The sequence below is a fragment of the Rhizobium sp. LEGMi-198b genome (assembly GCF_054114205.1).
In genome coordinates, this window is sequence record NZ_JBSYVH010000003.1 from 474,694 (window position 1) to 493,009 (window position 18,316).

Consider the following 18,316-nt stretch of genomic DNA (forward strand, 5'->3'; position numbering starts at 1 on the left):
GGTCCTCGGCACATGTCGTCTAGACGCCATGTGCCTTTCATATGGATTGGGTATCTTTAGCGGTTGCCTGCAGTCGGTAGGATTTTCAGAGCTGGGTCGCCCCGACCGTCGCGACGATCTCGGCTCGGCGATTGCTGCGAATGATACAACGGTTTCATCCGATTAGAATTGCACGAATGTCGTTGACATTCGTAAGTGTTGGGCCCGTGATAACGAGGTCACCGATCGCATTGAACGCCGTATAGCTGTCATGTCGCGCAAGAGCCGAGCGAGGATTGATGCCGGCCTGGCGCATGCGGACTATGGTGTCGGGTGATATGATTGCTCCTGCTGCGTCCTCGACGCCGTCTATCCCGTCAGTATCGCCGGCAATCGCCCAGACGTTCTCGGCCCCATTCAGGCCGATGGCGAGGCTGAGCAGGAATTCCGTGTTACGGCCTCCGCGGCCCGATGAATCGGCGGCAAGCGATACGGACGTTTCTCCTCCAGAAAGAAGCACGGCGGGCCCTGCGATCGGCAGTCCCTTCTTGCGCGCCGAAAGTGCAATGCCCGCGAAGACGGTGCCGGCCTCCTTGGCCTCTCCCTGCACGGCGTCCCCTAACACGAGTGGTCGAAGTCCGGCAGTGCGGGCCGCATTCGCCGCAGCTTCCAGCGCCACGGATGGGGACGCAATCAGCCGGACTTCCGAGTTCATTGGGCCTGGATACGCGTAACCTCCCCGGTCCAGCAGGTCCTGTGCAGCGGCGGGGAGTGCCAGGCGATAGCGCGAGACGATCTCCCTCGCATCCTCCACCGTCGTTTCGTTGGCGACCGTTGGACCGGAGGCGATTTCCGATGGATCATCCCCCGGCACATCGGAGATGAGCAATGTGACAACACGGGCCGGATAGGCGACCTGTGCGAGGCGTCCGCCCTTGATGCCGGAAAGCTGCTTGCGGACGGTATTCATCTCCGAAATGGTCGCGCCGCTGGCAAGCAGTGCCTGGTTGACGATTTTCTTGTCCGCCAGTGTCATGTCGCCTGCCGGCGAGACCATCAGTGACGATCCTCCCCCCGAGATGAGGGCGACGACCAGGTCGTCCGGCCCAAGGTCTCGCACGCATCCCAGGATGCGCATGGCGGCTTCGACGCTCATTTCATCCGGAACCGGATGGGATGCCTGGATGATGTCGATGCGGCCGGCCGGCACTGCATGGCCGTAGCGGGTGACAACAATGCCGGACAAATCGACGTCCGACCAAGCGATGTCCAATGCCGCGGCCATTGCAGCGGATGCCTTACCGGCGCCGACGACGATGCAGCGGCCGCTCGGGCGCTCGGGAAGATGCCGCGCAACAACCTTTACCGGATCGGCGCTCGCGACCGCTGCGTCGAACATTCGGCGCAGCGCGCTTCGGGCGGACGTGTCGTCCCAGTTCATTCTGCAGCAGCCATCTTCAGGATGTTAGAGCCGGCAATGGCCGCGCAGACGGCATCCGTAACCTGCTGCGTCGTGGCGGTTCCGCCGACGTCGGGGGTGAGGATGCCGGCTTCGGTTACCCGTTCGACCGCGCCAAGCAGCCTTGCGGAGGCCTCCCGCTCGCCGAGATGCTCCAGCATCTGGGCCGCAGTCCAGAAGGTTGCGATCGGATTGGCGATGCCCTTGCCGGTGATATCGAAGGCCGATCCGTGGATAGGTTCAAACATCGACGGGAAACGGCGTTCCGGATCGATATTGCCGGTGGGGGCGACGCCGAGCGAACCTGCAAGCGCGCCTGCAAGGTCCGAAAGGATGTCGGCATGAAGGTTGGTCGCGACGATCGTATCGAGGCTCTGCGGCTTGAGCGTCATGCGCACCGTCATGGCATCGACCAGCATCTTGTCCCAGGTGACGTCCGGAAATTCCTTTGACACTTCCGCGGCGATCTCGTCCCACATGACCATACCGTGGCGCTGTGCGTTCGATTTGGTTACGACGGTCAGCAGCTTGCGGGGGCGGGACTGGGCGAGCTTGAACGCGTATCGCATGATGCGGGTGACGCCGACACGGGTGAAGATCGCGACTTCGGTTCCCACTTCCTCAGGCAGGCCTCTGTGAGCACGCCCGCCATGGCCGGAATATTCGCCTTCGGAGTTTTCGCGCACGATGACCCAGTCCAGATCGCCCGGCCCGCAATTGCGCAGCGGCGGGGTGATGCCAGGCAGAATCTTGGTCGGGCGAACGTTGGCATATTGATCGAAGCCCTGGCAGATCGGCAGCCGCAAGCCCCAGAGCGTGATGTGGTCCGGCACATCCGGTGCACCAACGGCGCCGAAGTAGATCGCATCGAACTTCTTCAGCGTATCAAGTCCGTCAGCCGGCATCATGACGCCATGCTTCTTGTAATAGTCCGAGCCCCAATCGAAGGTCTCGGCGTGGATCTTGAAGTCGCCGCTGCGCTTTTCCAGTGCTTCCAGAACCTGCAATCCTGCTGCGATTACTTCCGGGCCGATACCATCGGCGGGAATGGCTGCAATCTTGTATTCACGCATGGTATTTCTCCAGTTCTATATTTCAGTGTTGAACGGATGCCTTGCGTCCGGGTTCGCGGGCTGCGCCGCGTGCGAGAAGCAGGGTGACGGCTGTCGAGACCACGAGCAGTGCGGCGACAAAAAAGAGGCCGCCGGCGAAGCTTCCGGTCGTGTCCTTGATCCAGCCGATCATCGACGGACCAACAAAGCCACCAAGGTTGCCGATCGAGTTGATTGTTGCAATACCCGCGGCTGCGGCCGGTCCGGACAGGAAGAGGGTCGGCATGCTCCAAAGAGGCGGCTTGGAGGCACTGATGCCGATATTGACAAACGTCAGGGCGACAAGGACGGTAAATACGCTCGCAGCACCGGTTGCAAAGGCAAGTCCGGCAGCTGCGAGAAGGCAGGCCCCGACCACATGCCAGGTGCGCTCGCCGGTCCGGTCGGAATTGCGAGCCCAAAGGATCATGCCGATGACGGCGAAGATGGCCGGAATGGCGTTCATCAGGCCAACCTGGAAGGAGGAAAGTCCGAAACTCTTGATGATCTGCGGCCCCCAGATGCCCAGCGTGTAGAGCCCTGCGGACGTGCCGAAGTAAACCAGCGACAGTGCCAGCACGCGCAGGTCTGCCAAGCCTGCCCAGATGCTGTGGCTGGCCTTCGGCTTACCGGCCTGTTCCTGCTCCATCGCCTTGACCAACCAGGCGCGCTCGCCTTCCGAAAGCCATTTTGCCTTTTCCGGTCGGTCGGTGAGGTAGAAGAGGACAATGACGCCGAAGACGAGGGCCGGAATGGCTTCGATGATGAACATCCACTGCCAGCCGGCGAGGCCCAAGACCCCATGCATCTCAAGCAGCGCACCAGAAATCGGCGAGCCGATTGCGGTGGATAGCGGCGCGGCGGCCATGAACATCGCCGTCACCGCCGCACGGCGACGGGCCGGAAACCAGTAGCTAAGATAAAGAATGATACCGGGGAAGAAGCCTGCTTCGGCAACGCCGAGAAGAAAACGGAGAGCATAGAAGCTCGTCGTGCCCTGAACGAGCGCCATGGCACCGGATACGATGCCCCAGGTGATCATCACTCGGGCGATCCAGATCCGTGCCCCGACCTTGTTCAGGATCAGGTTCGAAGGAATCTCGAACAGGAAATAGCCAAGGAAGAAGATGCCGGCACCAACGCCGAATACGGTCGAAGAAAATCCGAGATCCTGGTTCATCGTCAGCGACGCAAAGCCGATGTTCACGCGATCGATGAAGGCTATGAGATAAAGGACCATGATGAATGGCACGATGCGCCAGGTAATCTTGCGCAATACGCGCCCTTCCAGCTCGCTCGACATAGCAAGCCCCTCCCTTGTTCGAGTGATGCAGATGCGCGTCCTCTCGCGCATTGGAGCGACGCTATTTCCTTCTTTCCCAAGAGCCAATGCTCATATAATTATATAAATAAATGAAATAATGAGGGGACGATGGAACTGGAGCAGTTGAGATGTTTCGTGGCAGCGGCGGAGGAGCTGCATTTCGGTCGTGCCGCACAGAGGTCTGGCATGCTGCCTGCGTCGCTCAGCCGGCACATCCGGTTGCTTGAAGAATCGCTCGGCGTACCGCTGTTCAGCAGAACGACCCGCAGCGTCGGATTGACCGAGGATGGCATCTTGCTGTTGCAGGAGGTGAGGCCCATCCTTGCCCGCCTCGAAAAGGTGGCCGAGAAATTCCGGAGCGCGCGTCATCAGCCGGCGTCCGTCCTGCGCATCGGTGCGATCGACAGCGCCGCGGCAGGTCTCGTCCCGCTGCTTCTCCAGGATTTTCGAGAGCGGTCACCGAACACCGTTACGCAGCTTGTGGAAGATAAGTCGATCCGGCTCATTCCGAAGCTGCTGGCCGGCCGGCTGGACCTCGTATTGATCAGGCCAAGGGAGGGGCTTAGCCGCAGCTTGGCCGTACAGCCACTGCTCTTCGAAACGGCGGTGGTGGCGTTACCTGCCGATAGCCCTCTTGCAGAGAGAAGCGAGATTTCGATCGAGGATCTGGCGGGTGAGCCGCTGATTGTTCCTGAGCGGCGCTCGAGACCACACAGTCATGACCTGACGATGGGGCTGTTCACCGAGCTTGGAATGCGTCCACGCATCGCACAGATTGCCGACGAAAAGCAGACAATCATCAATCTCGTCGCCGCGGGTATAGGCTCCGCCATCGTGCCACGTTGGACATCCAAGCTGGCCGTCACTGGTGTCAGCTATGTCCCTCTGGCCAGGAATGCCGATTTTCCGATGCATAAGCTTCCGTTGGCAGTCGCCTGGATGAAGGCGGTGAGGGACCCGGCACGCGATATCATGGTAGAACTCTTGCACCAGAACATGGCTCGTTACATCGAGTTCGCGTGAGTTGCGCGATCCGCGAAAAAGAAAGCACCCTAGAGTTTGGTTGCTGAACATCTCTGCCGCGCGTGCCATCCGGCATGCGCTCAGGGTAGACTGAGCTTTGCCATGCGGCCACCATCGATGGTCCAGACCTGACCTGTGACGAAGTCCGCTTCCGGCGAGGCAAGCCAAGACACGAGGGCGGCCACTTCTTCCGGCTTTCCTGTCCGTCCGACGGGATGGATTCGCCCGATTTCGCGGCGGAAAGCCTGCGGATCAGGCATGCTCTCGATGAAACCGACGTTGAGTTCCGTATCGATCCAGCCCGGCGCAACCGCATTGCAGCGAATGCCCTCGGCCCCGTGATCAATCGCGATTGCGCGCGTCAGGCCGTGGAGCCCCGCCTTGGAGGCGCAATAGGCCGCGTGCTTCGGGTTCGACCCCAGACCCTCGATCGAGCCGATATTGACGATGGCGCCCTTCGAAGTTCTAAGATGCGGCAGGGCGGCCTTGATCAGCATGAAGGGCGTGGTGAGATTGACGGCGATGTTCCGCTCCCAATCAGCCAGCGTCATGTCCTCCGCGAGGGCCTCTTGCATCATGCCCGCATTGTTGACGAGCACATCCAGCCGCCCAGCGTTTTTGACCACGCTTTCAACCGCCTTGCCCGCGCTGGCTGGATCGGCGAAATTGACCGAGAAACTTTCGAATTCCTGGTCTTCGCCACGTTGCGCGGTAAAGACCCGCGCACCCTCATCCCGCAATCTCCGGGCAATCGCCTGACCGATGCCTGAACGGCCACCGGTGACCAGCGCAACCTTTCCTTCGAAACGCATCAGCCCACCGCCTTTCCGCCGTTCACCTCGACTAGCGTGCCGCAGAGGTAACGGGCGGCGTCCGAAGCGAGGAAGAGCACGACATCAGCAATATCCTCCGGTTCGGCGATGCGGCCAAGCGGCACGGTCTTCCCAAGTTCGGCAACCGCCGTATCCGGATCGAAGCCGCGCTTAATGAAGCCGGTGCGCAGCATCGGCGTGTTGACCTCATTCGGGCAAACTGCATTGATACGGATGTTCTGGTGGGCGTGGTCCATGCCCATGCATTGGGTGAGCGAGGCGATGGCCGCCTTTGTCATGCAATAGACGGCGTGGTTCGGGCCGGGGCGAAGACCCCAGCACGAAGCGGTGTTGATGATCGCCCCGCCGCCGCGAGCGGCCAAAAGTGGGATTGCCGCACGACTTATCCGGAATGGCGCCTGCATATTGACACCAACGGAGAGGTCCCAATCGGCATCCGTGGTTTCGGTCACCTTGCCACGGGTGATGACACCGGCATTGTTGACGACGATATCGAGGCCGCCGAGCGCATCGAAGGCGGCCTGTGGCAAGCCGTCGGCATAGGATGCCTCCAGCAGGTTGCCCGGCAGGTAGGCATCCGCCTCGACTGCGGACACATCGCGATCAGCTACGGCCACCCGGGCGCCCTCGGCGCGAAGCTGCTTGACGATAGCGGCGCCAATACCGCCGGCAGCGCCGGTGACAAGAGCCAATTTGCCTGAAAATCTCATGTTACCCTCCAGGTCTTAGTTTAAAAGCTGGCGACTGGGTTGCCGAAGACGCCTTCTTCCGGCGTCACGCCGAGACCAGGACCCTTCGGCAGAGCGATATGGCCACCCTCAATCCGAACGCCATTTTTGGTATCGTAGTGGCCCTCTATGTATGGGGAAGCGATCCACACTCCTTCGCAATTCCTGGGGTTGATCGTTGCGCCTGCCTGCGCGCAGGCAGCATTCATGATATCCCCACCCCAGGCGTCATCGCAGGTATGCGGAAGGTTGCGGGCGGCGCAGATATCTCGGAAGGTCGCGAAATTGTGCAGTCCGCCGATGCGCGTCACCTTCATGCCGAAGCCGTCGACGAGTCCGGTGCCGACAGCCGTGATGACGGTTGCGAGATTCACGCTGTTTTCATCCATGTAGATGCCATGGTGCACCTGCGGCCGGATTTTCTGCAGGTCTTCAATCGTGTTGCACGGCTGCTCCATGATGAAGGGAATGTCCGGGCATTCACGGCTGATGCGCAACGCATCACGTGTGGTCCAGCCGCGATTGGCATCGACTGCAAGGCGCATACCCGATTTTCCGATGACTTCCCAAACCTTACGGACTACTTCGATATCGACTTCCACCGGCCGGCCACCCACCTTGACCTGAATACGGGGATAGCCCTCCTCCATCTTCTCGCGGGCGATGCGGGCAATGTCATCCGGCGTGCCTACTCCGGTCGCGTAATACGACGGAACCTTGTCGGTGGCAGCGCCACCGAGCAGCTGGGCCACACTCAAACCCAACTTCTTGCCGATCAGGTCGTGGGCCGCCATGTCGATGGCTGCCTTGGCGTAGTTATGGCCATTCAGCAGGCTGTCCATCTTGCGCTGAAGTGCAAGCGGCCAGACCTCCGAGCCGACGAGTCCCGCAGCCATTTCCGTGAGTGCCGCGACGGCACCGGCGGCATGAGATTCCGCGTATGTCGGGCCGACTGGGCAGGTCTCGCCCCAGCCCACAGTACCGTCCACACCGACGAGCCGGACAAGCGTCGTCTTCAACGCCCAGACCTGGGCATTCGCCATGGTATAGGGTCCGTTCTTCACGGGTAGATCATGGCTATAGATATGAATTTCTTTAATCTTCATGTTTGCCTCCCAATGGGTTAGAATTCGTGGACAAGACTTCAGGCGATACCTTCAGCCGCCAGTGCCGCTTTCGCCGCTCGCAGCGCCGCCGCCGTCGCTCGGTCTCGTCCGTGCAAGCGCGCGGTCTGTGTCATGCCTTCGTGAAGCAGGAAAAGCGTTTCGGCGAGCTGATCGATGTCTTTGTCAGGAGCGATGGTTTGAAGACGAATGCGAAATTCATCTGCAAGCCGTTCCTTATGGTCCAAGACCACGTCGCGAATTGGGGCGCTGTCGGGATGTTCCGCTAAAGCATTCAAGAACAGACAGCCTGTATTCGCTACTTCGCGCAACCAGTCACCAAGCCGAACGATTGGGTGTAGGACGTGGTCTACGCCGCTCTCGGGTCCGCCCGCGAGCCAGTCGAAGTACGCTTTATCGCGATACTCCAGCGCACCAACCACCATCGCTTCGCGGCTCGGAAAATACTTGTAGAGCGTGCGCAAAGACACATCGGCTCCCGCCCGCAACGCTTCAACGCCTTGCTCGGCAAAACCCATCTCTGCAAATTGGCGGTCGAGGTCGCTGGCGATTTTTTCTTTTCTCGATGTCATAAGAAAAATGGTAGAGCGATCGTTCTACCCATGCGGCTTGGAAAGCGACCATGGACGGGACGGAAAGCGACGTGACCGTGTGTCGCTTCGCGATATCGGTGCCCGAAAAGGTAAAGCCGCACGCTGGACCGGCAACGGGCACGGGTTGATCTAAATTGCATCGCGTAAAGCGAACAGCGGCTCAAACTCTGTCGCAGCCTTCGGGTGACGAACCGTTCTCGAACATATTGACATAGAGTTATTTGCGTCGTGAGAAGTCGACGCAGTCATGTGCATCATGGAAGTCACGCGCCAACTGATCGCGTCCGAAAGCCATTAGTGCACAAAACTGTTTCCAATTGCTCGCACGGGGTCCAGTTGCAGCAATCCTCTGGGTTAACGTTGCGGTGGGACGAGCCGGAGGTATGACTCATTGGTGTGCGTCGGTTCGGCCATAGCACGGACGGTACGATGGAGAGCAGCTGACGGTGCCTCTGTCGTGTCATCAAGCGTGAACTCGTCAATGAGCTCGCGAAGTTTGGCAGCCTCGTTTGCCAGTGAGCTGGAGGCTGCATTGGACTCTTCCACCATCGCCGCATTTTGTTGCGTCGTCTGGTCCATGGCATTCACCGCCACGTTAACTTCCGCCAGCCCCGTCGCTTGTTCCTTGGCCGAAGTGGCAATTGCTGCCATATGATCGTTAATCTCGACAATGTAGGTTCCGATCGCCTTCAAAGCCTCGCCAGTATCGCGCACCAACTTTACACCGCCTTCGACTTCGGCCGAGGAGTTCTGGATCAGATCCTTAATCTCCTTTGCCGCTTGCGCCGAACGCTGGGCGAGTTCGCGGACTTCCTGGGCAACAACCGCAAAGCCCTTGCCCGCATCGCCCGCGCGCGCAGCTTCAACGCCGGCGTTCAGTGCAAGAAGGTTAGTTTGGAAGGCGATCTGGTCGATGACACCGATAATGGTGGAAATTTGCTGAGAACTCTCCTCGATCTTCTTCATGGCGTCTTCAGCATGGGCCACGACGATTGCCGATTGTTCGGCAGACTGGTTGGCGCGTGTGGCAACCAGTCTTGCTTCTTCAGTGCGCTTGGTAGAGTTTGTCACGTTCACGGTGATCTGATCCAGCGCTGCTGCGGTTTCTTCAAGAGATGCAGCCTGTTGTTCGGTGCGCCGGGAAAGGTTGTCGGCGCCCGAGGCAATTTCCCGCGTACCGTTGTCTATTATGGCAACTGACGAGGATATTGCGGAGAGCGCATCGCCCAATTGGCGGACCGACAGGTTGAAATCATTGCGCAAGGCTTCGAAATCGGGAGCAAAGGCTTCCTTCAACTGAAACGATAGATCACCCGAGGAAAGCCGTTTTAGGCCGGCAGCGAGACCCGAAGTCGCAATATTCAGCCGCTCGGCGGCATCGGCATCGGCCTTCTTCTGAGCGGCAACCCGGTCGGCCTCAGAACGCTTTCTGTTTGCTTCTGCCTCCATTTCCAGATGTTTGTTGGCGATTGCGCCCTGACGGAATACTTCTACCGCGCGGGCCATCGCACCTACCTCGTCCTTACGCTCCGCGCCCGCAATGGTGAACACCGTATCGCCGCTTGCGAGCTTGCGCATGACATCGTCTATGTATTTGAGCGGTCGCACCACGCCAGTGTTCATTACCAACAGCACGATGAGGCCGAAGACAATCATTCCGACCGAGCCAGCCACAATACTGAAACGTGCACTGGCCGCCGCCGCTGCGGCATCTCTGGAGCGGGTTGCGAGAAGCTCCTGTTCGGCAGCCATGATTTCGGTGACCTTGTGACGGATTTGGTCCATCCATTTGTTGCCGACACCGGACATTTCTAAATCGCGAGCCTGCTGACGGGTTGCCCAATTCGCCATCAGCTTGCTTTCCTGCACCACTATGTCATTCGTCCAACCATCGACCAACCCTTTGAGTTCCTGCAGCCGTTTTTGTTGCATTGGATTGTCCGCGGTCAGGGCGTGGACTTTGTCATAATTTTCGGCAAAGGCTTTCGCACCAGCCTTTTGGGGAGCGAGATAATTCTCGTCTTCGGACAAAAGGTATCCACGCATGGCGGTTTCCTGGTCAACCATGGAAGCCACAAGACTGTTGGCTGTGCCGAGCACGGCATAGGTATGTTCGGTCGTCATGGCAGCCCTTTCCTGCTCAGCAAGCGAACGATAGCTGATAATGTTGACCACGGTGCCTACCGCGATCAATAGGAGCAGGCCCAGAGAGATCTTCGTGATTATGCGTGTATTTTTGAGGGAGCCTAACATCCGATATTCCTTTACCTAGCCACCACCGATACGGTGTTCAGAGCGAGTGGGAAAAAATTTTGAAACTGCAAAGTCATGCGCGGCTGAAGAAAACAGAGGATTTTCTAGCGAAATCAGAATGTTGAGAAATGTGAAGCCCCGCAGGCGAGCTTTCCGAAGTTACTTAATCCGCCGCATTGCCGTGATGTACGAGCCGATAAAAAAAGCCGGCAATGAGCCTGTCATTGCCAGCGAAGCGCTTGCCGGGAACTAGGAATGATCCGACAAGTGGGAACGCCTTGGGAGCGCCTAGTAGCTTGATTAAAGTGAGCCGCCAATCGCATTCAAAAGATCATATCTCGAAATTTGGCCGACTGGTTGTTCTCCGTTTGTGACAGTGATCACGCCGTCGTGCTCTTTGGCGATCTGCAGAATTTTCGATAGCTTGTCGGTTGCGAGCACGGACGGACCCAAACCTGAGGATGACTGCGCATCCGTGAAGGGTCGCATTACTTTTCCAGCCGAAACCAGCTCCAAGCGGGAGATTCCCTTCACGAAGTCCGCGACGTAGTCATCGGCGGGCTCGGTGACAATCTCCTCTGCGGTGCCGACCTGCACGAACCGTCCATCCTTCATGATAGCAATGTGGGTCCCCAATCTGATTGCCTCATCGAGGTCGTGGGTGATGAACACGGTCGTCTTCTTGAGCACCTTCGACAGATCGAGGAACTGCTCCTGCAATTGCCGTCTGATGAGAGGGTCGAGCGCCGAAAATGGCTCATCCATCAGCAATATTTCCGGATCGGCGGCCATGGCGCGAGCAAGACCGACGCGTTGCTTCATGCCACCCGACAATTCGTCTGGAAAGCGGTCGCCCCAACCATCAAGGCTCACGAGCTTGAGTTTTTCTAAGGCGACCTGGTGCCGTTCGTCCCGGCTCATCCCACGCAGTTCAAGACTCAGCGCGACGTTGTCGATCACGGTCCGATGCGGGAGCAGCGCCATATTCTGGAAGACCATTCCCACGCTTTCGGACCGCAATTGCCTCAGTTGCGGTCCTTGGAGAGCGTTGACGTCTTGGTTGGCTACGCGAATGACGCCAGCCGTCGGCTCGACGAGACGATTGATGTGGCGAACAAGCGTTGACTTTCCGGATCCGGAAAGCCCCATGATGCAGAAAATCTCTCCTCTGCCCACAGTGAAGGAGACGTCTGCGACGCCGACAACGCAACCATATCGCTCCAGAATATCCTTCTTGCTCAGCCCATGGTCATTGACGGCCTTGTAGGCATCTTTCGATTTCTCGCCGAAAATCTTCCAGACATTGCTACATTCGATAACTGCATCGGTCATTAGCACCACCTCAGTTCTTGATGGCCGACGATTGCGGCAGGTCCTGACCCGTATGGGCGTGGGAGGTTTTCATGAAGGACCGGACGAGCCCGACCGGCCCCCGCGTGAGCCATTCACCTTTTTTTCGCGGTTTGGCGAGCGCTTGCGTCAAACGGTCCAACACAATCGCCAAAGCGACAATCCCGAGGCCGCCGACCGTCGCGATGCCAATATCGAGACGTCCGATGCCGCGCAGCACCATCTGGCCAAGGCCTTGGACGGCGATCATCGAAGCGATGACGACCATCGACAGCGACATCATCAGTGTCTGGTTGACACCTGCCATGATCGTCGGCAGGGCGAGCGGCAATTGCGCTTTCCAGAGCAGCTGAGATTCCGTCGCACCGAATGCGCGCATCGCTTCGACCACATCAGGCGGGACTTGCTTCATACCAAGATATGTCAATCTGATAACCGGTGCGACCGCGAAGATGACGGTGACGATGACTCCCGGCACATTGCCGATCCCGAAGAGCATCACGACGGGCACCAGGTAGACGAAAGCCGGGATCGTCTGCATCCCGTCGAGCAGGGGCCGGAGGATCGCATAGAGCGTATCGGAGCGCGACGCCCATATACCGAGCGGAAGACCAATGACGATGGAGAAGAGCAGCGAGGTCAGAACGATGGCCAAGGTGAGCATCGTCTCGGGCCATACGCCGATGAAGCCTACGAAGATCAAGGTGACCGTCAATGCGATAGCCAGCCGGAAGCCGGCAATTTGCCAGGCGACCAGCATGACCACGACAACAACAAAAGTGGGCGGCACGGTGCTCAACGTGGTTGCGAAGGACTGCAGCATCGAGTCGATGGGAGTCTTCACGGCCTGGAAGAAGGGGCGGTAATTGTCCACCAGCCATCTGAGGCCAACCGTCATCCAGTCAGCAAGTGGAAGCTTACTACAAGCAAACGGATCGAGAATTCCGCATTCAGCCATCTGTTCCCTCATTTAGTTCGTTATTTGATTATCAGTTTAATTATCACATCGTTGGCTGATTACCCGGCGCAAAAAAGTAGCGTCCCAGGTGACTTTATTTCGACAGCCAATTCTTGGGAGGTCGCATCTTCGGCACTCGGCGGTGAAGACTACGACGAAACTGACCCTAATCACCGCTAACGATGCGGATCTTCCCGTTACACGCAGAGGCGTCGGGGAATTTGGTATCGTTTCCTACAAAAGCGGCGGCCGATCGTGCCGCCTACGAATGCATCATGGGTTGCCACTGCACCGAAGCAACAACGCCAATCTAGTCACCGCGAAAGTGCCCAAAAAGCAGCCGCGCACTCGCGGACGCCAGCTCCAAAGTCTGTCCAAAGATTCACGTCAAGATCGCCGGCCGGCAGGTCAAAGGAGACATTGCGACGCCGCGCCGCGTAGATAAGGTCATCAAGTTCGGTCCTTCGCATCACTACGGCGCCGGACAAGGCGAAGTCCGGCTCACCAGTTATGTCTTTTGGCCGATTTTAAGTCGTCCATGACGATATTGCGCTCCTGCTCAGCCATTTCCAGAAGCCAGTCTCGAAGGACAATAGCTGCAGTCGATAGCTCGCGGTTGTTGTTGGTGGTCAGGTAATAGGCACCTGGCGCTGGGATAGATAATTCGGTGAGCCTCACCAACTTTCCCTCCTCGAGCAGATGACGGACAAGGCGCCCCCATCCAACTGCGACACCCTGGTCTGCCATGGCGGCCTGTATGGCAACAAAGAACTTCCCAAATCGCCGTCCGGCACTCAGCGAGTGCGGAATGCCCGCTCGCAGTAGCACCTCTTCCCATCCAGCCCAATCGGGATCAACCCAATCAACATGCAAATGTGGCAGCTCCGCGAGTTCGCGCGCGGTGGCGCCCTCGTGGGCGGCGGCGAAGGCAGGCCCACAGACAGGATAGATCGTGTCGTCGAACAGCAGTTCTGCGGTTTCGTCGAGCCACGCACCGAAGCCGTAGCGTATCCGAAGATCGACCTCGGCTCTGCGATAGTCCTTTGCGTCGTCCGAAATGAGATGATCTACCGCGATTTCGGGGTGCCGCCGCCAGAAATCAGCCATTCTGGGGATCAGCCACATGGTGGCGAACGCGTCGCTGCAGGCGATCGTCACATTTCGGGCCCGATCGCGTCGTTTGATCGAACGGACCATCTCCGAAGCCTTGGAAAATCCGTTGGCCAAGACACCGTAGAGTTCCTCGCCGGCATGGGTGAGAGCAACACCTTTTCCGTTTCGAATAAATAGCGGAACTCCTATTTCCTCTTCGATTGTCTTGATCTGGCGACTGACAGCACCCGGCGTCACGTTCAATTCGCTAGCGGCCAGCTTGAAACTAAGATGACGCGCAGACGCCTCGAACACAGCCAGTGTGGTGAGTGATGGAAGGTCATAAAACCTGCGAACCATGTGCCTACCTCCTTCCAAAGGCAGAGAAGAGTCGCGACGCTAGCATAATAGTCAACTGACACGTGAGACTTTTGCATTTGGTCATTCCAAGAGCCTCGGTCATCATTCGATTTCGTGTGCGGCGTTGAGCTTCCCGTACATAATAGTCAAGAATTCCGAACACAAGAGTACATTATTGGGAGGGCAAGCGTTATGAACGTGCAATCCACTGGGGCAAGAAGAGGCGGCCGGGACGCTCGCCGGGCGCTGCGGACTACTCCGAAATTCCAAATGCTTCCCACATTGAGGCGCGGGCTTCCGAACATTGAGCCGATGGACGAGGAGCAGATCGAGCGCATTCATAACGCTTCAATGGACATCCTCGAAGAGGTAGGCGTTGTGTTTCGCGACCCAATTGCCCTTGAGGATTGGAAGCGCGCTGGCGCCGACGTGCGGGGCGAACGGGTTCATCTTGACCGCGCACTCATCATGGAACTCATAAAGACGATTCCCTCCGAGATCAAATATTACGCCCGGAATCCGGAGAACAATGTCGACCTCGGCGGCAAGAAGTCGATCTTCGTGCCAATGACGGGTGCACCCTATATGCGGGACCTCGACGATGTCCGCCGTGGCCCGACGATCGCCGACCTTGGGACGTTCCACAAACTGGCACACATGATGCCCGCGCTGCACTCGTCCGCGCATCACATTGTTGAACCGATGGATATCGTGGTGGCGCATCGTCATCTCCACATCACCTATTCGTCGATGAAGTATTCGGACAAGATGTTCATGGGCATGACGACATCGCCCAAGAACGCCGAAGACGTGCTTGATATGTGTGCCATCCTATTCGGCGCGGATTTCATGGAAACGCATGCCGTCGCCACCGGCAACTGCAACGGCAACTCGCCGCTTGTCTGGGACCAGACCATGCTTGGCGCCATGCGAGCGTTCAATCGCCGCAACCAGCCGGTTCTCTGCTCTCCATTTGTTCTGGGAGGCGCGAACACCCCTGCTTCGACGGCTGCGGCCGTTGCCCAGCTCAACGCCGAAGCGCTTTCTGCGCTCGCCTACACTCAAGTTGTGCGCAAAGGATGCCCTGCGATCTACGGGCACTACCTCTCGACGGTTTCGATGCAGTCCGGTGCGCCGATGGCCGGTACGCCCGAGATTTCGCTGATGAATTTCATGATTGGCCAGATGGCGCGGCACTATAATGTCCCGTGGCGCACGTCAAACCTGTTGGGCGGCGCCAAGATGTTCGATGCCCAGTCGGGCTACGAGAGCGCGATGACGATGATGGCGGTGCTGATGTCAGGTGCGAACTATATCTGGCATTCGGCAGGCTGGAACGAGGCAGGGATGCATTGCTCGATAGCGAAGTTCATGGTCGATTCCGAGGTCTGCGCCATGGGTTATCGCATGGCTGAAGGCATCAAGTGGGATGACTTTGACGAAGCGTTGTCGGCCGTTCGAGATGTCGGGCCGGGCGGTCACTATCTCGGCCACCCACACACCCAGGCGAACTTCGAAAAGGCGTTCTTCATTCCGAAACTGTTCGACAACAATTCCATCGAACAATGGGTGGCGGACGGCTCAAAGGACATCAAGCAGCGCGCACTGGAGCAGGCCCGTTATCTGCTGTCGGAATACCAGGAACCGAAGCTTGAGGAATCCGTCGACGAAGCATTGCGCGCCTATATCGACCGCCGCAGCCGCGAAATCCCGGCGGTCGACGCACTTAACGAGGATCATTGACTACTTCGGACAGCGGCCGCTTTCGGAAGGGAACTCAAACATGAGATCAATATCGGAGTGGGCGGGCGATGGAGCCATAAACGTGGCGGGCCAGGCGACCATAGCACCCCTTCCGGCTGCTAGAAACTCACGCGACACGGCTACGATCGCGGTGCTTCTATTCCCCGGCTTCTCATTGCTCAGCCTATCCTCGTTTCTCGCGCCGTTCGAAAAGGCCAACGCGATTTTGGAACGGCAGAGGTTCCGCTGGGTCTTCGCCAGCAAATCGGGGATTTCCGAAACCTCCAGCCTCGGCGTCTCGATGCCGACCCAATTTCGGTTCGCCGACGTCATGCCCAAAATGACATCGTCCCCTCGCACGGAAATGGTTGTCATGGTCGCGGACGGGATCAGCCAACTCATGCCGTGCGCAGAGCTATCAGGTGCGGTGCGCCTATGTATCCGCCAAAACATTCCGGTGGTCGCTCTCGGAACGGCCACGTGGCTGCTCGCCGAGATGGGGGCGCTGAACAACACTGAGTGCACTATTCATTGGGAGCAATTGGCCGCGTTTTCGGAGACATTCAACGGACCCAAGGTGAGTGACGCCATCTATACCGGAGATGGCGGGATATGGAGCTGTGCGGGAGAAACCTCAGCTTTTGATCTCGCAATAGCGCTTCTTGAGCATACACTTGGCACATACCTTACGGTCGACGTCTGCAAACGCAATGTCTCGGATGGAGCGAGAGACCGGACGCAGCGGCAGACGGGTTGGTCTCCTTGGGCCGCCTATTGCGCAAGCGACAAACTGCCTCAAGCGGTCGCGCTGATGGAGGGGAGCTTGGACGAGCCGCTTTCGCTTCAACAGATCGCAGATACCCTGACGATTTCTAGGCGACAACTGGAGCGCTTGTTCGAAACCTATCTTGGTACCTCTCCACATAAATATTACCTGACATTACGCCTAGATCGAGCGAGACAGCTCATAGAAGCCACCAGCAAACCGATCGTCGACATCGCGGTGGCATGCGGCTTTGTTTCAGCCACTCACTTTTCTAAATGCTTCCGTATTCAGCATGGGCGCAGCCCTCAACAAACCAGGCTCGAACGCATGAAGAAGGTGCTGCCAGCGAAGGAGACTAGGCATCGCAGTGCGCGTCGAATCCCTGCCGCGCGAAACGCTCCATAGTATTAGTGACCGCCGTCTTTTTCTAAAACAATGCAAGGAGATCAGTGCATTAAAGTCACCTGACGGTCTACTTTTTTGCGGCGTTGCATTCGAAAAACATGTGTTACCAATCAGACCATTCCTCGGGAGGAAGAACTGAGATGCAGGGCTAAAGACGCTCAGCGCTGCGCGGTTTTGGATGGTCGAGCGTTAATCAAAAGAGGGAACTGGCATCATGAAAATCAAGACGATCGCCGCCTTGGCGGCCGCATCATTCTTAACGATTACAAGCGCGGCATCCGCGGCCGATAAGGTCATGCCAGCATGGTCCGGCATCACCGAAGAACTCTTTCAGACCTATGTCGTGTCGGAGGGGCTGAAGCAACTAGGCTACGACGTGGCCGAACCGACACAAACTCAGGTGCAGCTCGCTCATGTGGCGGTCGCGAACGGTGATCTCACATTCTATGCAGCGCACTGGGAACCCTTGCATGAGGCCTATTGGAAAGAAGGCGGCGGCGATGACAAACTCGTGCGCCTCGGCAAGCTTACGAGCAATAGCCTTCAAGGCTATTTGATCGACAAGAAGACCGCCGACGCCACCGGCATCAAGTATCTCGAGGATCTGAAGGACCCCGAGAAGGCCAAGCTGTTCGATACCAACGGCAACGGAAAGGCCGATCTCTATGGCTGCGAGCCCGGCTGGGGCTGTGAGCGGGTCATCGAACACCAGCTCGACGCCTACGGGCTCCGTGACACCGTCGAGCATCAGCAGGGCGGCTATTTCACGATCATCCCTGACGCGATCGAGCGGATCAAGGAAGGTAAGCCTACGCTTTATTACACCTGGACGCCGCTATGGGTGTCGGCCGTGCTGCGGCCGGGCAAGGAGGTCGTCTGGCTCAACGTCAAAAAGACCGAGCTTCCCGACGGCAAGACGGACAACACCACGGTGCCTGGCCTTGGGAATCTCGGTTTCCCGGTGAACGACCAAATGGTCATCGCGAATACGGCATTCGTCAAAGCGAACCCTTCGGCGAAGAAATGGTTTGAACTCGTGAAGATTCCGATCGAAGACATCAATGCCGAAAACAAGCTTGTGAACGACGGGGAGAAGTCGAACGGGCAGATCATGAAACACACCACTGATTGGATCGCCGCCCATAAGTCCGATTGGGATAAGTGGATCGCCGAGGCCAAGGCGGCAAAATGATCCATCTAAGAGCTGCTGGGTTTGACTCAGCAGCTCTTTTCAG

General features: G+C 58.0%; 15 protein-coding genes. 4 read left to right on the top strand and 11 right to left on the bottom strand.

The features are described from left to right. Positions 1 to 154: 154 nt before the first annotated feature. Genes ACXHXG_RS15120 through ACXHXG_RS15130 form a run of 3 tightly spaced genes read right to left on the bottom strand, consistent with a single transcriptional unit; the run spans position 155 to position 3,832 of the window. Positions 155 to 1,420: a glycerate kinase type-2 family protein gene (locus ACXHXG_RS15120; RefSeq protein WP_457899794.1), complete on the bottom strand. Its 1,266-nt coding sequence runs from the start codon at positions 1,418 to 1,420 to the stop codon at positions 155 to 157. Continuing rightward, on the bottom strand, positions 1,417 to 2,511 hold the full coding sequence (locus ACXHXG_RS15125; RefSeq protein ID WP_457899795.1) for a tartrate dehydrogenase: 1,095 nt from the start codon (positions 2,509 to 2,511) through the stop codon (positions 1,417 to 1,419). The genes ACXHXG_RS15120 and ACXHXG_RS15125 overlap by 4 nt, the downstream gene beginning before the upstream one ends. Before the next feature lie 22 nt (positions 2,512 to 2,533). After that, on the bottom strand, positions 2,534 to 3,832 hold the full coding sequence (locus tag ACXHXG_RS15130) for an MFS transporter (protein WP_457899796.1): 1,299 nt from the start codon (positions 3,830 to 3,832) through the stop codon (positions 2,534 to 2,536). Between the two features lie 129 nt (positions 3,833 to 3,961). Between ACXHXG_RS15130 and ACXHXG_RS15135 the strand changes: the two genes are divergently transcribed. Next, positions 3,962 to 4,876, top strand: a complete 915-nt coding sequence (locus ACXHXG_RS15135; protein ID WP_457899797.1) for a LysR family transcriptional regulator — start codon at positions 3,962 to 3,964, stop codon at positions 4,874 to 4,876. Between the two features lie 80 nt (positions 4,877 to 4,956). Here the strand turns inward: ACXHXG_RS15135 and ACXHXG_RS15140 are convergent, their stop codons facing one another. The 8 genes from ACXHXG_RS15140 to ACXHXG_RS15175 all read right to left on the bottom strand — a co-directional run bounded on the left by ACXHXG_RS15140 (position 4,957) and on the right by ACXHXG_RS15175 (position 14,167). Beyond that, positions 4,957 to 5,688: an SDR family NAD(P)-dependent oxidoreductase gene (locus ACXHXG_RS15140; RefSeq protein ID WP_457899798.1), complete on the bottom strand. Its 732-nt coding sequence runs from the start codon at positions 5,686 to 5,688 to the stop codon at positions 4,957 to 4,959. Beyond that, positions 5,688 to 6,419 carry an SDR family NAD(P)-dependent oxidoreductase gene (locus tag ACXHXG_RS15145; protein WP_457899799.1) on the bottom strand — a complete coding sequence of 244 codons (732 nt, stop codon included), beginning with the start codon at positions 6,417 to 6,419 and terminating at the stop codon, positions 5,688 to 5,690. Before ACXHXG_RS15145 ends, ACXHXG_RS15140 begins: the two co-directional genes overlap by 1 nt. 20 nt (positions 6,420 to 6,439) lie before the next feature. Beyond that, on the bottom strand, positions 6,440 to 7,543 hold the full coding sequence (locus ACXHXG_RS15150; protein ID WP_457899800.1) for a mandelate racemase/muconate lactonizing enzyme family protein: 1,104 nt from the start codon (positions 7,541 to 7,543) through the stop codon (positions 6,440 to 6,442). Between the two features lie 38 nt (positions 7,544 to 7,581). After that, positions 7,582 to 8,133, bottom strand: coding sequence for a TetR/AcrR family transcriptional regulator (locus ACXHXG_RS15155; RefSeq protein WP_260304537.1), 552 nt, complete (start codon positions 8,131 to 8,133; stop codon positions 7,582 to 7,584). Positions 8,134 to 8,508: 375 nt separating this feature from the next. Continuing rightward, the gene (locus tag ACXHXG_RS15160; protein WP_457899801.1) at positions 8,509 to 10,407 is read right to left on the bottom strand and encodes a methyl-accepting chemotaxis protein; all 1,899 of its coding nucleotides are present in this window, start codon (positions 10,405 to 10,407) and stop codon (positions 8,509 to 8,511) included. Between the two features lie 300 nt (positions 10,408 to 10,707). After that, on the bottom strand, positions 10,708 to 11,739 hold the full coding sequence (locus tag ACXHXG_RS15165; protein WP_457899802.1) for a quaternary amine ABC transporter ATP-binding protein: 1,032 nt from the start codon (positions 11,737 to 11,739) through the stop codon (positions 10,708 to 10,710). 10 nt (positions 11,740 to 11,749) lie between these two features. Further along, positions 11,750 to 12,715, bottom strand: coding sequence for an ABC transporter permease (locus tag ACXHXG_RS15170; protein WP_260304534.1), 966 nt, complete (start codon positions 12,713 to 12,715; stop codon positions 11,750 to 11,752). Positions 12,716 to 13,216: 501 nt separating this feature from the next. Then, positions 13,217 to 14,167, bottom strand: coding sequence for a LysR substrate-binding domain-containing protein (locus ACXHXG_RS15175; protein ID WP_260304533.1), 951 nt, complete (start codon positions 14,165 to 14,167; stop codon positions 13,217 to 13,219). A gap of 192 nt (positions 14,168 to 14,359) precedes the next feature. Between ACXHXG_RS15175 and ACXHXG_RS15180 the strand changes: the two genes are divergently transcribed. The 3 genes from ACXHXG_RS15180 to proX all read left to right on the top strand — a co-directional run bounded on the left by ACXHXG_RS15180 (position 14,360) and on the right by proX (position 18,273). Then, a complete protein-coding gene (locus ACXHXG_RS15180) occupies positions 14,360 to 15,910 on the top strand; it encodes a trimethylamine methyltransferase family protein (RefSeq protein WP_260304532.1) in 1,551 nt (516 codons plus the stop codon). 40 nt (positions 15,911 to 15,950) lie between these two features. After that, on the top strand, positions 15,951 to 17,081 hold the full coding sequence (locus tag ACXHXG_RS15185) for a GlxA family transcriptional regulator (protein WP_260304531.1): 1,131 nt from the start codon (positions 15,951 to 15,953) through the stop codon (positions 17,079 to 17,081). A 214-nt stretch (positions 17,082 to 17,295) separates the two neighbouring features. Beyond that, positions 17,296 to 18,273: a glycine betaine/L-proline ABC transporter substrate-binding protein ProX gene (proX, locus tag ACXHXG_RS15190; RefSeq protein WP_260304530.1), complete on the top strand. Its 978-nt coding sequence runs from the start codon at positions 17,296 to 17,298 to the stop codon at positions 18,271 to 18,273. Positions 18,274 to 18,316: the final 43 nt, after the last annotated feature.